The organism is Desulfosarcina variabilis str. Montpellier, from assembly GCF_048565275.1.
In the GTDB taxonomy this organism is placed as follows: domain Bacteria; phylum Desulfobacterota; class Desulfobacteria; order Desulfobacterales; family Desulfosarcinaceae; genus Desulfosarcina; species Desulfosarcina variabilis.
Genome location: NZ_CP159846.1, coordinates 1,718,462 through 1,735,179, shown reverse-complemented (window position 1 = coordinate 1,735,179; position 16,718 = coordinate 1,718,462). Strand labels below are relative to the sequence as shown.

General features: G+C 47.3%; 11 protein-coding genes. 1 reads left to right on the top strand and 10 read right to left on the bottom strand.

Going from position 1 to position 16,718, the window contains the following annotated elements:
- Positions 1–48: 48 nt before the first annotated feature.
- Positions 49–4,824 carry a hypothetical protein gene (locus Dvar_RS07705; protein WP_419661110.1) on the bottom strand — a complete coding sequence of 1,592 codons (4,776 nt, stop codon included), beginning with the start codon at positions 4,822–4,824 and terminating at the stop codon, positions 49–51.
- A 1,033-nt stretch (positions 4,825–5,857) separates the two neighbouring features.
- Between Dvar_RS07705 and Dvar_RS07700 the strand changes: the two genes are divergently transcribed.
- Positions 5,858–6,154, top strand: coding sequence for a hypothetical protein (locus Dvar_RS07700; RefSeq protein ID WP_419661109.1), 297 nt, complete (start codon positions 5,858–5,860; stop codon positions 6,152–6,154).
- Between the two features lie 42 nt (positions 6,155–6,196).
- Here Dvar_RS07700 and Dvar_RS07695 read toward each other — a convergent pair whose 3' ends face one another.
- The 9 genes from Dvar_RS07695 to Dvar_RS07655 form a co-directional block, all read right to left on the bottom strand.
- Positions 6,197–8,203, bottom strand: coding sequence for an acetyl/propionyl/methylcrotonyl-CoA carboxylase subunit alpha (locus Dvar_RS07695; RefSeq protein WP_419661108.1), 2,007 nt, complete (start codon positions 8,201–8,203; stop codon positions 6,197–6,199).
- 6 nt (positions 8,204–8,209) lie between these two features.
- Entirely contained in the window at positions 8,210–9,763 is a 1,554-nt protein-coding gene (locus Dvar_RS07690; RefSeq protein ID WP_419661107.1) for an acyl-CoA carboxylase subunit beta, read from the bottom strand.
- A 21-nt stretch (positions 9,764–9,784) separates the two neighbouring features.
- Positions 9,785–10,369, bottom strand: a complete 585-nt coding sequence (locus Dvar_RS07685) for a hypothetical protein (protein WP_419661106.1) — start codon at positions 10,367–10,369, stop codon at positions 9,785–9,787.
- A gap of 163 nt (positions 10,370–10,532) precedes the next feature.
- The gene (locus tag Dvar_RS07680) at positions 10,533–11,081 is read right to left on the bottom strand and encodes a 2-oxoacid:acceptor oxidoreductase family protein (RefSeq protein ID WP_419661105.1); all 549 of its coding nucleotides are present in this window, start codon (positions 11,079–11,081) and stop codon (positions 10,533–10,535) included.
- Complete coding sequence (locus Dvar_RS07675) at positions 11,081–11,950, bottom strand: 2-oxoacid:ferredoxin oxidoreductase subunit beta (protein ID WP_419661104.1); 870 nt, start codon at positions 11,948–11,950, stop codon at positions 11,081–11,083. Before Dvar_RS07675 ends, Dvar_RS07680 begins: the two co-directional genes overlap by 1 nt.
- A 1-nt stretch (position 11,951) precedes the next feature.
- The gene (locus Dvar_RS07670; protein WP_419661103.1) at positions 11,952–13,106 is read right to left on the bottom strand and encodes a 2-oxoacid:acceptor oxidoreductase subunit alpha; all 1,155 of its coding nucleotides are present in this window, start codon (positions 13,104–13,106) and stop codon (positions 11,952–11,954) included.
- Positions 13,106–13,321, bottom strand: coding sequence for a 4Fe-4S dicluster domain-containing protein (locus Dvar_RS07665; protein WP_419661102.1), 216 nt, complete (start codon positions 13,319–13,321; stop codon positions 13,106–13,108). The genes Dvar_RS07670 and Dvar_RS07665 overlap by 1 nt, the downstream gene beginning before the upstream one ends.
- Positions 13,322–13,394: 73 nt before the next feature.
- Entirely contained in the window at positions 13,395–14,597 is a 1,203-nt protein-coding gene (locus Dvar_RS07660) for an NADP-dependent isocitrate dehydrogenase (RefSeq protein WP_419661101.1), read from the bottom strand.
- Between the two features lie 53 nt (positions 14,598–14,650).
- Positions 14,651–16,603, bottom strand: coding sequence for an aconitate hydratase (locus Dvar_RS07655; protein WP_419661100.1), 1,953 nt, complete (start codon positions 16,601–16,603; stop codon positions 14,651–14,653).
- Between the last annotated feature and the right edge of the window lie 115 nt (positions 16,604–16,718).

Genomic DNA, 16,718 nt, shown 5'->3' with positions numbered 1-16,718 from the left:
CTCAATATTTTTAGCCGGCGTTCTTTATTTGAATCCGAGTAGTAATTTTCAAAAATGCACAATCAGCGAGGAGAGCACAGTATGCTGGGTAATATCAGCCTTTGAGCCGTCAATCAAATTACCCGTATCTATATCCTCTCCCCATCTTAATTGATAGACTAGGTCAAAGACAAACCGGTTATATACAATTCCTGATCCGACACTAAAACCGTAAAAATCTTCCGGAGCCCCTTCCGATGGCTCTGGATCGTAAAAAAGACCTGCTCTTACCGGAATAACCATATTCTTGTCTTGCATGATGTAAAGATATTCCGCACCGATCCGAAGTTGGGTGGTATCTTCAACGTTGGACTGGCTTTTGGAGCGCCCATCGATGGGACTGAATTCGTTCCCCTGATCGTCGGTTAACGTGTATTCACTCCAATTGGTTCTATACACGTCCAGATCCATGGAAAATGCATCAGAGAACCGCCATGCCAAGCCAATACCGTATGACAACGGCATGTCAAGCTCCACATCCTCTTTAAACTGCTGATGGGTGGTCGAGGTGTCGTCAACAGGTGCACCGTAGGTCTGTGTCTGCTCATAGCTGAACTCGTGTTTAATTTCAGCCGTAAAAGGTGTCTTGACTACTGCGCCGATAGTTAGATATGCGTTAACATACCAAAGCAGGCCAAAATTCGCGTTTATCCCCCTAAAATTTGAGTATTGGTCTTCGATCCGAGTGTCAATTGTTACCGGAACGCCGCCCTGAGTACCGACACCATGCTCGCTATAGTTTTCGCCCCATCCATTTTCCCACCCCAACTCGTCCGTCCAAATGTTAAAGGTTGCCCCCAGAGAAATTTTTGGTGTAATCTGAACGGCGCCGGCCAAGCCCAAAGCGCCTAATGTACCATCCTGGCTAAAATGTTTATTTTGTTCGAGGTCCAAGCCGGCCGAGGAATAGTCATAGAGATGGCTAAAATTGCGTTTGAAGTCATAAAGTCTTTGGTAGTTTACCGAAACCACCATGTTTCGATGGAAATGGAAGGGATAGGTGACACTGAAATAATTCAGCTCAAGGTCGTCCACCTCACCTGTATTATTAATGCGGGGTTGACTGCCGGAAGAGAATTCCTCCTTCCTGGTATTGAAGTCTGCAACAATTGATAGCTCGGGCTTCTCTAATTGAATAATCCCGCCTGGATTCCAGGAAGCGGCGGTGGCATCGTCCGCCACACCAATAAAAGCCCCTCCCATGCCCATGGCTCTTGCCCCGGACCCCACCGGGTTGGGTGAAGAAGCAATTCCCATGTTTTGGAAAAGCGTTGCGGCATTCGAGCTGCTGCCTGTAAAAATCAGAATCGTAAAAATGGGAATCAGGGTGATAGTAAGCACATATTTCGATGGTAAGGGCGTTAGGACTGTTCTCTTTGCATCAAGCCGTCTGATAACAAAAAGACCGCAGATTAAAATGCACAGGCAGAAAAAGCCTTTGATTGTTGCACGACTTATAACTATTTTCGCCAGAGGTGAATCACCGGTAGCAGTGGCGATAAAACAATAGTTTCCAGAGGAAGATGTATCGCTGGACCCAAGTGTAGCAGGATCAGGATAGCCACTTTCCATACTAAAATCTCTCCAAGCGACATTCCCCCCCAATACGGTCACACTCTCTTCACTATTATTCTTATAATTATCGGCAATGGCGGTAACCGAAAAGTTTCCTGATGGATTGACCATCATATATTCTCCGGCAATACTGATGCACTGGACGCCCAGGTCGGTATAAACAGTGGCGTTATCAATGGCTTTCCCGGTAAGCGCATCTGTAATACGGCCGGCAATCAGACCGGTTCCGGTGCATTGCAATAACCCGCCCTGTGTCGCGGCATACAGTGATCCGGTTGAGATAGCATAAAGATTATATGCGGGTGTGCCCATGTTCAGCCACGCGCCGGCCTGGTTGGGGGTGACATACACCCCTTGCAGGTCAGTGCCGGCATAAAGGACATCCTGGTTTTGACGGTGAAAATCAAGGTCTGTGACTGAATTATTTGACGCTCCAGCAGGCCTCATGACCGTCCAACGTGTGCCGTCATAATGGAAGATGGTGCCACAGCCACTTACGGTAAAAAGATCAGCACCTGAAGTCCCCCACACATTTTGGAGATCTTCTTTTGTGGGACTGATCATTTCAATCCAGGAGCTGCCGTTATAGTGCAAAATGGTGCCTGTATTACCAACGGCAAAGACATCGTTTGCCAGCCCGCTGCCAGCGTCCTGGGATGCGCTTCCCCATACACCCAAAAGATGTTCTGTTGTGGGGCTTTGCATTGATTCCCAGCTACTGCCGTTATAATGAAGGATGGTGCCCGTAGTACCCACAATATAGACGTCGTTTGCCAGCCCGCTGCCCGGGGCAACAGATGCGCTCCCCCATATATCATATAAAATTTCTGTCGTCGGACTTTGCATTGCATCCCATGTACTGCCGTTATAATGGAAGATGTTACCCGCAACACCCACAACATAGACATCGTTTGCCAGCCCGCTGTCCGGGGCGACAGATACGCTTCCCCATATATCAAGGAGAATTCCCGCCGCCAAGGTTCCCATTGATTCCTCCCAGGTGCTGCCGTTAAAGTGGAGGATCGTGTTATAATCTCCTGCGGCAAAGACATCGTTTGCCAACCCGGTGCCTGAATCTACGGATGCACTTCCCCATACCCCTCGAAACCCGCCTATCAGCCCGTGAGGTATTCCAGGATTTGCCATTGCCGACCAGCTATTGCCATCGTAGTAAAGGATCGTATTGTTGGTCCCGACAGCAAAGACATCCACGCCGGAAGATGCCCAGACGTCCTTGAGATCTTCTTCTACGGTGCTAAGCATGGGGGTCCAGGCAGCGCCATCGTAATGAAAAATATTGCCGTCATATCCCACGCAAAAGACATCAGCCCCCAAAGCCCCCCCGAGACCTGCCAGCCCGGAACCGGAACCAGGGATACCCTGATACGATGGAACCCAGGTATCGCCACCGTCAACGCTTTTATACACCGGGACGTTTGTCCCGCCGCTATCACCGCAGCCGGCGTACATGACATTCGAATCGCGGGGATCAATCAGCAGGTCATTCACACATTCAAACTGGAGACCGGTTCGATTCCAGTCGGTCCCCCCATTGGTACTTTCCCAAAGATCTCCCAGAACCGTAGGTGCAAAATAGTTCCCGCCCCCTGCAAATATGTGATTGGTGTCAGAAGGGTCGATAGCGACAACGTTGAAAAAATATTCCTCGCCGTACCGGTTTATGCCATCCAATACCTTGTTAAAGGTTTCTCCTCCATCCGTACTCTTGTGAATCTCTCCGTAGGGACCTCCATAGCCGGCAACAGCGATGAACAACGTATCGGTATTGGTGGGGTCAATGGTGATATCTTCGACGGAGTTGAAATGGTCTTCATGAGACCAGTAAGACCAAGTTGTGCCGCCATCGACTGTTTTTGCCAAGCGATACTGCAAGCCGGCATAGAATATGCCGCTGTCGGTCGGATGAAACAGGACTGAATGGGTGTTACTTTCCAGGATACGCGACCAGGATGCGCCCGTCTTTTTCTCATAAAGACCTGAAATGGTACCGGCAAGGATATGGGTTGTGTCGTTGGGATCAAGGGCTATATCTTGAACCAAAACGGCATTGAGGCCATCGTTCATGGGCGTCCAGGTGTAATTGTCCGCCTGCCCGTCATACACACCTTTATAGACACCTCGGTTATTTTCACCGCCAAAAATCACATCAAAATCTGTGGGATGAACGGCGATGGACCAAAAACTGGTGTCATTATCATACGTCTGCCAAGTTTCTCCTCCGTCATCACTTTTCCTGATACGATCAATCTCAGATGCATACAACGTATCTGAATCTTGCGGGTCAAACGTTAAGTCCAGGACACAGTCACTGTCATACGGTTGTTCTTGATTCCAGTTGTTACCGTCAAAGAAATGTCTGATTAGTCCCAAGCTATAATCACTTCCTGATTCTCCCTCCGATGCGGTAAAGACAGTATTTGAATCATCCGGTTTTACGGCGACCGCGAAGAAAGTACCCCCAAGAGGTGTCAATGAAAAGATCGCGTCCCAGTTCTCACCGCCATCGCCGCTTCGATAAAGGGTCCCACCAAATACGCCGCCGGTTCCCTCGGAATTTGTAACGGACCAGATTATCTGACTGTTCTGCGGGTCAACAGCGATATCTATAACCGTAAAGTCAAAGTCGGCAAATTGATTCATTTTTGTCCAGGTTTCTCCACCATCATCGGTTTTGTAGATCGCGCCATTGTCACCATCGTCAACGGGTCCGGATGTGCCCACATAAACCGTCTGAGAATCAGAAGGGTCAACCGCAAGCGAATGGCAAAACCGATCATTCACATAAATGTCAGGCACTTCGATGAGGGTCCAAGTCCAGCCCCCATCCATGCTCTTTGCGACATAGCGGTTGTATGCCGCCCAGATCACAGTATTATCGCTGGGTGCGATCTTTACCGCGATAACAGAATGATTCTTAAATATGCTTTCTGATTCGGAATCATTTTCCGTTCCCACCGCCTGCCAGGTATTGCCGCCATCTTCAGTTACAAAGAGTCCATCCCCCATATAAGTTGCGGCAAACAGCTTGTCCGGATTGACAGGATCAATGGCGATTTCCACGGCCTGACCCCCATAGAGTCCAAGGTCCGTCCAGACCCGGGCCTCCTGTGAAAAGGAAAAAGATGAAAAAGAAAGTAATACAGATAAAACAAAAGCGATAAATAGAAAAAGCCCTGAAAGCCTCATCATCTTTACTCCCTCACTTTTCTCTCAATTTTTTGTCACGATGTCACGATAGTTGTCGAAAAAAATTTCGATTGACGAGTTAGGTTAGAAATAATTGTTAACATCTGATTGGCGCATCTTATTTTTCCTCTCCCCCTGAGGGGGCGAGGGAGGACCGGCCGGCGGCTATCGGCGTTGGAGGGTTGCACTGCAGATCTTTTTATCCTTATTCACCCCCACCAGGACAACACCTTAATTTCAAAACACTCAACTCTCACATCCTTGCGTACCCTCTCGCCAGGGGAGAGGCACAGGGTAAGGGGCTATAAAAATCAAGTCCTTCTGGTGCTATTGGTTCGCATTGGTTGCGGGGGATTTCAAACCTATAGCAGTTATAAACAAAAGGCCTGAGTTATCAACCACAATTGGGATTGTCAAGTTTTGTCTCACTCTATAAATCGACGTCCATATCTTCTCAGGGAGCTACGATATAATATAAATTTCAGTTTGTTATTGTGAACCAAGCGATATTCGCTGTTTTGGGTTGGGACAGCCCGGCGTCCCCCCCGCTCAGCGTCCGCATTATATAAACCCTAAAATTGAAAAAAAGGGTTGACTTCAACTAAAAATAGCGCATATTAATGACCGACTGGTCGGTATTAATCAAAACACTTGCATGAACAGGGGCCAACTATGCCACGCAAAGCCGATCCCAACCGCAAGCGGGACATTATTCAGGCGGCCATTCGCGTTTTTGCTCAAAGCGGACAGCATCATTAAAAAATAGATAGATAGTACGAAAAATCGACAACCAACTATTCATAAGCGTCATAGTTGTTAATCCCAAAATTACGTCTACGTAAACCTTCTTTGGTTTATTGATGAACCAGATCGTGTCCGAGATAAAAACGTTAAATCTATCCAACCAGCTTCGTTTGTTAGCGCATTACAATTCTATTGACAGAGGGGTTAAACTCCATGACAATGAATTTATTTACCTGCTGCCACAGGAAAATAAAGTTGTTATGTGGCCGTTAAAGAAACTTCAGGAGGAATAATGACTCAAACCAATCCGGTGAAAAATAATTCAGCTTTCGTACATCTTCCAGCAGAGTTGGAAAAAGAGGTGAATGCCTATATTAACAAATTAGCGAAGAAAAAGAATATAGGATGGGAAAGTGATGAGGGAGTAAAATCTCTTTTTCAATCACAAGGGTGCTTTTTGGTTATATCTCTTGAAAAGATTGAAGATTTGATGAAAGCAATCAATAACTGTCTTTCGTTGAATGAGGGTGATATGGATGAAATAAAAAAGAATCTAAAACAAGCCATGGATATTATTAACGGCATATAATCTGAAAGCGTCCATACTATCTATAATCAGAAAATACCGGGGTCACTCAAATCGAATAAGCACATCCCCTGCTTCCACTGCTTGTCCTGGTTTCACTACTGCCTGTGAAACCACTCCGTCGCACGGTGAAGCAACGCCGCTTTCCATCTTCATGGATTCGATAATAGCCAAACTTTGTCCGCGAAAGACGCGATCCCCTTTTTTTGCCAGCACATTTACCACAAGACCGGGCATGGGGCAAAATAAAACGTTTTCCGGTTCCTTATCAACGTTGACCGGCATATACTTTAAAACTGCCCATTCTTTAGGCGTATAAATTTCAAAGGTCAGGCAAACGCCACAATGCGCCATATAAATAAAGCGACGGTTAATACGGGTTCTAAACCGTTGGAAATCTCCATTGATATTAAGCTTAAGCCTTCGCCTGTAAAATTCAAACTTGGGCGTTTCAACGGTGTGGGGTTTTCCATTAACCTTAATTTTCCAATATCTGCCGGATTGACTACCTTCAAGGTTAATGTCGAACACCTCCTTTTCAGAGCGAACCATATAATTGTGCAGTTTATTAGAAGTTCCTTTACCTCCGATCTGAGATACCATCGGGCGAAGCGATTCCCGTACGGCCACCGTCCGAATATGGTATATAAGCGCCGCTGCCAGGGCTGAAGGAATTAGTGATTCAGGCGCTGTTCCGGTTATCGGTAGACTACCTTCAAAATACGCATCGATAAAACCGGTGGACAATTTCCCTTCTATAAATGCTTGATGGGTTAAAATCGCGTTAACAAAATCCAAATTGGTGCGCATCCCTTCAATATGATAGCCGTTCAGCGCATCAACCAGCATTAGCCTGGCTTCCTCCCGGTCCTTGCCGAAACAGATGACCTTGGCCAGAAGCGAATCATAATAAACATCGACTTTACTGCCGGTATGTACGCCACTGTCAACCCGAACCTGTTTGCCTTTTGGTTCGGCGTATCGGGTAACCATGCCCGTTGCCGGTATGAATCCCTTTTCAGGATCTTCGGCGCAAATACGCGCTTCAATGGACCATCCTTTAATGCTCACATCATCCTGGGTGATCGGCAGCGGTTCTCCCGCAGCAACCCGTAGCTGTAGTTCTACCAAATCCAGTCCGGTAACCATTTCCGTTACCGGATGCTCCACCTGAAGGCGGGTGTTCATCTCAAGAAAATAAAACCTGCCATCAGCATCCATTACATATTCAATGGTGCCTGCGTTCGTGTACCCCACGCGCCGAGCCAGTTCACAGGCTGCCGTTCCCATTTGCGCCCTCAATTCGTCGCCTACGCCAAGGGAAGGAGACTCTTCGATAATTTTTTGGTAGCGCCTTTGTATGGAACACTCCCTTTCGCCCAAATGAACAACATGGCCATGATTATCCGCAATAATCTGGATCTCCACATGGCGAGGTGAGGGGATATAGCGCTCCAAAAAAATGCGATCATCACCAAACGCCTTTTTCGTCTCTTGCCGACATGATGCCAGCGCATCGTCCATTTCCTCCGGCTTGTGAACAATGCGCATACCTTTTCCCCCACCGCCAGCCGCAGGCTTAAGAAGTACGGGATAACCAATGGTTGCAGCAATATTTATCGCTTCCGCTGCATCAACAAGATTGTTGGTGTGCCCGGAAATGACGGGTACACCGGCTTTGATGGCCATGTTCTTGGAAGTGATTTTATCTCCCATTATGGAAATTGTCTCTGCTGAAGGGCCGATAAAGGTCAAGTCTGCTAATTCAACAGCTTTGGCAAATTCATGGTTTTCCGATAAAAAACCGTATCCTGGATGAATGGCCTGGCAGTCGCTCGAAAGCGCTGCATCAATAACTTTTCTGATATACAAATAGGAATCCTGAGCATGTGCGCCGCCAATCCATACCGCCTCGTCCGCCAGTTGAACATGCAAATTTCGGCGGTCAGCGTCTGAAAAAACCGCCACGGTTTCAATTCCGAGGCTTTTGCAGGTACGAATCACGCGAACAGCAATTTCTCCTCGATTTGCAATTAGTATTTTGTCAAACATAGGACCTCACAAAGGGATGTTTCCATGTTTACGATCAGGACCGTTGACTGCTTTGCCGTCGAGAAATTGCAGGGCTCGAATTAGTCGATGGCGGGTTGCATGGGGAAAGATTACTTCATCTATATAACCGCGTTTTGCCGCGAGAAAGGGGTTGGCAAAGGCTTCTCTGTACTGCTCCATCTTTTGCTTTAAAAAGGCGTTTTTATCTGCTGAAGCCTGTATCTCTTTTCGATAAATGACTTCAGCCGCGCCTTTGGGTCCCATCACGGCAATTTCGGCGGTTGGCCACGCATAGTTGACGTCACAGTGGATATGTTTCGAATTCATGACCAGATATGCCCCACCATAGGCCTTTCTGACAATGACGGAAATGCGCGGCACCGTGGCTTCGGTGAACGCATACAAAAGTTTGGCGCCGTGCCTTATAATTCCTCCATGCTCCTCATTCGGTCCCGGCATGAATCCCGGCACATCCACAAGAGAAATAAGCGGTATGTTAAATGAGTCACAAAATCTAACGAACCTTGCAGCTTTATAAGATGCGTCCCTGTCGAGAACCCCCGCCAAAACAGCCGGTTGATTGGCAACCAATCCAATGGTCTGCCCGCCCAGCCTGCCGAAACCACAAATTATATTTCCGGCGAATTTTGGCTGAACTTCCATGAATTCCGCACCATCTAGAACGCTGTATATCAAAACATACATATCATAGGTTTTGTTGGTATCTTCCGGAACCAGATAGTCTAATGCGGGATCGGTTCTGTCAGGCGGGTCAAGCAGATCCAAAAACGGCGCTTTCTTTTTGTTATTGGAGGGCAGATAGCTTATTAAATGGCGTATTTCCCTGATGCATAGCAATTCGTTGGCTGCCGTAAAATGAGCAACGCCGCTTTTTTTTGCATGAATATCAGCACCGCCAAGCGCTTCGGCGGTAATGTCCTGGTGGGTGACGGTTTTAACCACGTTGGGTCCGGTAACAAACATATATGACGACATTTCCGCCATGAAAACAAAATCAGTGATCGATGGGCTGTATACCGCTCCTCCTGCACAAGGCCCAAGTATAGCGGAAATTTGCGGAACCACGCCACTGGCCCGCACATTTCTGAGGAATATCTCTCCATAGGCGGCCAGGGAGTCCACGCCTTCCTGAATACGGGCGCCGCCTGAATCATTTAGCCCGATAATTGGAGCCCCGACGTTGACGGCTAGATCCATCACCTTGCAAATTTTTTGTGCATGCGCCTCCCCCAGGGACCCACCGATCACGGTAAAATCCTGACTGAAGACAAAAATTTCCCGTCCATCGATGGTGCCGTGGCCCGTAATTACGCCGTCTCCCAAAAACGCTGCAGAATTGCTCAAACTGCCGCCCCTGCCGACCTTAAACATATCGAATTCTTCAAAAGAACCCTCATCAAGCAGCAAATCGATTCGTTCCCTTGCAGTCAGCTTTCCCCTTTTGTGCTGCGCATCGATCTTCGATTGGCCGCCAGCCTGCAAGGACTCACCGCGAAGACTTTTCAGGGTTTCAAGGGTTGTATTGTGTTGCGTGTACATGATTCACCTATTTAACTATAATCAAGGAGCTTCAATTCCAGCCAGTTTACGATAATCTTCTCTGAGACTTGCGGATCTGGCGAGAACATCATCGATATATGCTTTCTCCTTGGTTGATACCACTCGCAGATTCCATGTATCTGGAATGGATTTGATAACACTGCCTGCGGGTACGTATGTATGTGAAGCCAGTGCGGTTTTCATCACCTTTGCGCCCATTCCAACCCAGACATGATTTTCCAGATCAGCGCTATACAGAACGCATCGCATGGCTAAAAAACAGCCAATTCCAATTTTACAGGGGCCATGAATGGTGGCACCATGAGCCACGGAGGTCTTAGCCCCTATTTCTACAATTTCTCCACTCTGGCTGTGGATGATTACCCCATCCTGGACATTTACTTCTTCATCCAGGATAATCGGTGCCACGAATCCTTCTGCACCCCGTTCATCTGCTCTTATCACGCTTAATGGTCCGACAAATACATTCTTGTTAATTATTACCTTGCCAATAATCTGAGCGGAAGGATCGATTAATGCAGAGGGATGTATTTCTGGGAAATCACCGGCCAGGTTCGGGCGGATATTGGGCCGTAATCTGTTCATTTTCTCTGCCTCCTATGAATGTATATTGTTAAACAATAAGCTGATGAATTCGTAACAGGTTTATCGACTATAGTCTTGAGCCCGGCGCAGGTTTATGTAAAAAGGCCTGGCCGGATGAACCCGGCCAGGTCTTGTCGCCTTCAGTAGAATCGGGCAAAGCCGATTATCCGGCAGATTCTCCCATCTGCATCCCTAATTCCAGTGCCTTTTTGTTCATATCCATAAAATCTTTGGGAATGGTGGTTTCAAGGACGTTGAGAATGGACTCGGGTTTGATCAGGCCGGATAGGCCGATGAGGGTTCCGAGCATGCAGATATTAAAGACAATTGGCTTGCCGATCGCTTTCATGACAGTGTCAAACATGGGCAGGTCCACGTGCCGGGCCTCCACCTTTTTTTCCATGGTCACAAACCGGGAATCCATGAGCAGCAGCCCCCCGGGCCTCAGTATCGGCGCGAACTTGTTGTAGCTTTCCTGGGTGAGGCTGATGAGGATATTGGGCTGCATGACCTTGGGATACAGGATATCTAAGTCCGAGATCAGCACATCGCTCCTGGTTGCTCCGCCCCGGGCCGCAGCGCCGTAACTCTGGGCCTGGGTGGCGTTTTTACCTTCATAGATGACAGCGGCCTTGGCAAGGATAATGGCGGCGGTAATAACGCCCTGGCCGCCTGAGCCTGAAAAAACCAGTCTTGTCCGCCTAGTTTCCATTATGCGTTTCCTTTCATTGCGGTCTCGATGATCTTGTCATAGGCTTCGCAGTATTCGGCCCGGTCCTTATCTTCCACAAAGATCCCCCGCTGGATGAGGTTCGGGTTTTCCTCCAGCTTTTTGGAGCCAATGGGCACCGTATTGGCTTTGTAAAGTTCCATCATCTGGGGGGCGTCTCCCTCTTTGTTTTTCCTGCCGAAGTAGGTGGGGCACTGGGAGAGAATTTCCACAACGGAAAAGCCTTTGTGCATGATGGCCTTTTTCAGATAGTCTTTGGCCTCCCTGGCATGGAATGTCGTGGACCGAGCCACAAAGCTCGCACCGGCCGCCTTGGCCAGTTCCACCACGTTAAATTCGTTGTCAATGGTGGTATAGGGTGCTGTAGTGGCCTTTTTGCCCAGGCCGGAGAGCGGTGAGAACTGACCGCCGGTCATGCCGTAGATCCGGTTGTTCATGACAATGGCCGTGATGTCGATATTCCGGCGGGCCGCATGGATGAAATGGTTTCCGCCGATGGCAAGGGCATCGCCGTCTCCCATGGGCACAATGGCCGTCAGGCTGGGCTTTGAGAGCTTGACGCCCGTGGCAAAGGCCAAAGCCCGGCCGTGGATGCTGTGCAGGGAGTGAAAGTCCACGTAGCCGGAAATCCGTGAGGAACAGCCGATCCCGGAGGTCATGACGATCTCACTTTTATCCAGTCCCAGTTCGTGGATGGCCCGCAAAAGGCAGTTGAGCACGATGCCGTGGCCACAGCCCGGGCACCACATATGTGGAAAGTATCTACCCCGGACGTAATCTTTAAAATCAAATGGTCGGGTATCGTCACTGACGTAATCTTTAACATCAAATGCGCTGCTATCATCATACATGTTAGATCCCCCTTCCCATGATCATTCTCAGTACGGCCTTGATATCGGCGGGCGAAATGAGTTGGTTGTCGACACGGTTGGCCAAAAAGACGTTGCTCGGATTGGTTACCGAATTTTTGACATGGGCGATCACCTGGCCCATGTTCATTTCAACCACCAGCACGGCTTTGGCATTGGCGCATTTTTCCCTGACCACCTCGGAAGGGAATGGCCAGAGGGTTAGAAGTTCCAGTACGCCGATTTTCAGACCTCTTTCCCTCCGGTTCCTGGCAAGGTGCAGGGCTGACCGGGCGGAAGAGCCGTAGGAGATCAGTATGTACTCAGCATCGTCAAGCATGTGCTCCTTGTACAAGCAGATACTTTCCCAGTTGTTTTCAATTTTGTCCACCAGATGGTGTAAAAGTTCACTGACCACCCCGGGGTCATTGGAGGGAAAGCCCCACATGTCATGGTAGAGCCCTGTCACATTGTACCGGTGCTCGCTGCCGAAATCGGACATGGGCAGACGCCCGTCCTCCCGGGGCAGGTAGGGGTGGTAGTCGACCCCTTTGGGAACCGAGGTTCTCAAGCGGCCTACCACAGGCATTTCATCTTCTTCAGGGAGGGTCAGTCGCTCCCTCATGTGGCCAATGACCTCGTCAAAAAGCAGGATGACCGGGGTTCTGTAGGTCTCGGCCAGGTTAAACGCATCCACCGTGACCTTGAACACATCCTGGTGGTTGGAGGCGGTCAGGGCAATAATGGCATGGTCGCCGTGGCTACCCCAGCGCGCCTGGTTGATATCTCCCTGGCTGACATGGGTGGGGTTTCCGGTGGAAGGGCCTCCCCGCTGAACATTAACGATGACGCAGGGTATTTCCGCCATGCAGGCGTACCCGATGGCTTCCTGCTTGAGGGAAAAGCCTGGGCCCGAGGTGGCGGTCATGGCTTTGTTGCCGGTGAGAGAGGCACCGATGATGACGCCCATAGAGGCGATTTCATCCTCCATCTGAATGAATTTCCCACCCCGGGCCGGCAAACGTTCGGCCAAAAGTTCGGCGATTTCCGTGGACGGCGTGATGGGGTAACCGGCGAAAAAGTTGACACCCGCATACAAGGCACCTTCCACGCAGGCTTCATTCCCCTGAATAAACCTGATATTGTTCGTGTTCGGCATTATTCCCCTTCCCCAATGGTTTGGATTTGGATTGCCAGATCAGGGCACCGAAGTTCGCAGAGCATGCATGCGATACAGTCTTCAGGTCGAACCGCTTCCACTTTCCCCAGTTTGTCCGGTTCCAGGACTTTTTTGGGGCAGAAATGGACGCAGATGCCGCATTCCTTACACCATTCTTTGTCGATAATGTGTTTAACGGATTTGCCTTTTCCCATAATATCCTCATTAAATTGACCCAATGCGATTCAAATTTTTTGCTACTATTATATCTCATTGGGTCAATTTTTTTTAATTCATCCTTGATGCAATCTCATCGAGAAATTCAATTGAGTTGAGGACTTTTTTTGCGGCTGGATCGCAGATTGCAGCGAGATCGCCTGTCATCAGTCCGTCTTCGATTGTGGAAAGGACGGTGTTTTCGAGTTTGCCGGCGAAATCGGAAAGTTCTTGAATGCCGTCAAGCTCACCTCGTTTTCTTAATGCGCCTGTCCACGCAAAAATTAAGGCAACGGCGTTTGTGGAGGTCGGTTCGCCGTTTTGGTGCTTGTAGTAGTGCTTTTGGACTGTGCCGTGAGCGGCTTCGTATTCGAAATAGCCGTGAGGAGAAACAAGGACGGAAGACATCATTGCAAGAGAGCCGAAAGCAGATGCAACCATATCGCTCATCACATCGCCATCATAATTTTTGCATGCCCAAAGCATTCCACCTTTGCTTTTCATCATTCTGGCAATCACATCGTCGATTAGCGTGTAAAAATAAATAATACCTGCTTTTTCAAACTTTTCTTTGTATTCACTGTCGAAAACTTCCTGAAAAGTTTCCATAAACATTGCATCGTATGTCTTGGAAATGGTATCCTTTGTTGCAAACCAGCAATCCACTTTTTGATCAAGGGCATACTCAAAGCAAGCTTTTGCAAAACTTGAGATGGATTCTTTTGTGTTGTGAATGCCTTGAACAATGCCTTCGCCTTCAAAATCCATAATTGTTTCGCAGCATACTATTTTTCCGTCTTCTGCTGTGCAGATGACTTCAGCTTTACCGCCTTTTGGCGCTTTGAATTCTGCATTTCTGTAGACATCGCCGTAAGCGTGCCTGCCAACAGTGATTGGCTTTTCCCAGCTTCTAACAGCAGGTTTGATGTTGTTGACCATAATTGGTTTTCTGAAAACCGTGCCGTCAAGCATTGCCCGGATAGTGCCGTTTGGGCTTTTCCATTGTTTTTTCAAACCGTACTCTTCTAGCCTTTTAGCATTTGGAGTAATAGTCGCGTTTTTAACGCCTACACCATATTTTTTGATGGCGTTGGCAGCATCAATGGTAATTTGGTCATCGCTGTCATCACGCTTTTTAAGCCCCAAATCGTAATATTCTGTGTTTAAATCAACAAAAGGCGCTAATAATTTTTCTTTAATGATGGGCCATAAAACTCTTGTCATTTCATCGCCGTCTATCTCAACAAGCGGTGTTTTCATCTGAATTTTAGACATATATTTTTCCTTTCTACTTTTATTATGCATTCCCAAGCATCTTTTTGCGCTGTTTAATTACTCATTCTTATTCCAATAACATTTAAGGTTCCGCCTTCAAGAATCTTTTCTCTGTCTTGTTTTGACAGTTCAAGAATAACATCAAATTCAAAACCCTTTGACTTATTTTTAATTTTAAATGTGTCTTGTCCGCCTGCAATAACATCTTTAATGCCTGCCATTTCAAGCTCATCATCCTGCTCTATTTTGTCATAGTCGCCCTCATTAACAAAATTTAAAGGGATAATTCCAAAGTTAATCAGGTTTGCTTTGTGAATTCTTTCCATACTTTTTGTTATAACGGCTTTAACGCCTAAAGACATAGGGCATAAAGCAGCGTGTTCTCTTGATGAACCCTGTCCATAACTGATACCGCCTACAATTATACTGAATTGGCCTGCATCTTGATTTTTCTTTGTTCTATCGTGGAAGGTATCATCTACAACTTCAAACAAGAATTCAGAATATTTTTTAACATTGGAGCGGTATTTCATTTTACTGCCCGCAGGAATAATGTGGTCGGTAGTAATTTGGTCTCCTACTTTAATTGAAACAAGCCCTTTAATATCGTCTGGGAGAGGAGAATTTGAAGGCGGTTCACCAATATTGGGTCCCCTCAAGATTTGAGTGTCTAAATCAGCATCTGCCGGGATTATCATATCATCGTTAATAATGAATTTTTCAGGCATGTTAATTTCAGGATATTTTATATCAAGTTCTTCCAATTTTCTTGGGTCAATGAATTTTCCCGTTACAGCCGCGGCTGCTGCCGTTTCAGGGCTGACCAGATAAGCATTCGCACTTTTTGTTCCCGAACGCCCTAAAAAGTTTCTGTTGCTTGTTCTAAGAGATACAGCCTCTGTCTGAGGTGATTGACTGTTTCCGATACAAAAACCGCAGGCATTTTCTGCAAGCCGCACACCGGATTTAATAAGTTCTTTGAGCAATCCATTTTCTGCCAACATTTCAAGCACCTGCTTTGAACCAGGTCCGACAACCACGCTCACATTGGGGTGGACAGGATGTCCTTTAAGGATTTCTGCAAAAATCATCATATCCCTAAAAGAAGAGTTGGTGCAGCTTCCCATACAAACCTGATTAACTTCAATCTCGCCCAGATCCTGAACTTTTGATATATTTCCAGGACTGTGAGGCGTTGCCGCAAGCGGTTCAATTTCACTTAGATCTAAATCAACAACCTTTTCATATTCCGCATCATCATCAGGTTTTAATTCCTGCCAAACATCGCCTCTTTCCTGAGCTTCAAGGAATTTTTTTGTTTCTTCATCGCTCGGAAAAACAGAAGTCGTAACACCGCACTCTGCGCCCATATTCGTTATGGTTGCTCTTTCAGGTACGGTTAAGGTTTTGATTCCCTCCCCGCCGTATTCAAAAACAACCCCGACATTTCCGTGAGTTGAAAAAATTTCAAGAACTTTCAAAATTACATCTTTAGCGCTTACCCAAGGATTGAGCCTGCCCGTTAAATTTATTTTCACCACTTTTGGCGCTCTCATTCTAAAAGGCTCGCCTGCCATTGCTGCAGCAACATCCAAACCGCCTGCTCCAATGGCAATCATTCCAATTCCGCCGCCGGTTGGTGTATGTGAATCTGATCCTAAAAGCGTTTTTCCGGGTGCGCCAAATCTTTCAAGATGCACCTGATGACAAATTCCGTTACCTGCTCTTGAATAATAAATCCCATACTTTTTTGCCACACTTTGAAGATATTTGTGATCATCAGCATTTTCAAATCCGATTTGGATAGTATTGTGGTCTACATAACTGACCGAAAGTTCCGTATTGACTTTTGGAACTCCCATTGCTTCAAATTGAAGATAAGCCATCGTTCCGGTCGCGTCTTGGGTAAGCGTCTGATCAATTCTTACAGCGATTTCCTCACCCGGCTTGTACTCTCCTTCCACAATGTGCTGTTCCAAAATTTTCTGTACTAAATTTTTTCCCATAATGACTCATCCTTGTCTTTTTTATTAAATGCAATGCTTCCTATGACAGCTTCAGAACCGGGCTAACGCTTTCATCTTGATTCCCATCGTCATTGAGCCCTTTTGTCCCTTGGGT

What these genes read in the sequence shown, in the direction of transcription:
- Dvar_RS07705 (WP_419661110.1), bottom strand. Translation starts at nt 4,824, where the DNA reads ATGATGAGGCTTTCAGGGCTTTTTCTATTTATCGCTTTTGTTTTATCT.
- Dvar_RS07700 (WP_419661109.1), top strand. Translation starts at nt 5,858, where the DNA reads ATGACTCAAACCAATCCGGTGAAAAATAATTCAGCTTTCGTACATCTT.
- Dvar_RS07695 (WP_419661108.1), bottom strand. Translation starts at nt 8,203, where the DNA reads ATGTTTGACAAAATACTAATTGCAAATCGAGGAGAAATTGCTGTTCGC.
- Dvar_RS07690 (WP_419661107.1), bottom strand. Translation starts at nt 9,763, where the DNA reads ATGTACACGCAACACAATACAACCCTTGAAACCCTGAAAAGTCTTCGC.
- Dvar_RS07685 (WP_419661106.1), bottom strand. Translation starts at nt 10,369, where the DNA reads ATGAACAGATTACGGCCCAATATCCGCCCGAACCTGGCCGGTGATTTC.
- Dvar_RS07680 (WP_419661105.1), bottom strand. Translation starts at nt 11,081, where the DNA reads ATGGAAACTAGGCGGACAAGACTGGTTTTTTCAGGCTCAGGCGGCCAG.
- Dvar_RS07675 (WP_419661104.1), bottom strand. Translation starts at nt 11,950, where the DNA reads ATGTATGATGATAGCAGCGCATTTGATGTTAAAGATTACGTCAGTGAC.
- Dvar_RS07670 (WP_419661103.1), bottom strand. Translation starts at nt 13,106, where the DNA reads ATGCCGAACACGAACAATATCAGGTTTATTCAGGGGAATGAAGCCTGC.
- Dvar_RS07665 (WP_419661102.1), bottom strand. Translation starts at nt 13,321, where the DNA reads ATGGGAAAAGGCAAATCCGTTAAACACATTATCGACAAAGAATGGTGT.
- Dvar_RS07660 (WP_419661101.1), bottom strand. Translation starts at nt 14,597, where the DNA reads ATGTCTAAAATTCAGATGAAAACACCGCTTGTTGAGATAGACGGCGAT.
- Dvar_RS07655 (WP_419661100.1), bottom strand. Translation starts at nt 16,603, where the DNA reads ATGGGAAAAAATTTAGTACAGAAAATTTTGGAACAGCACATTGTGGAA.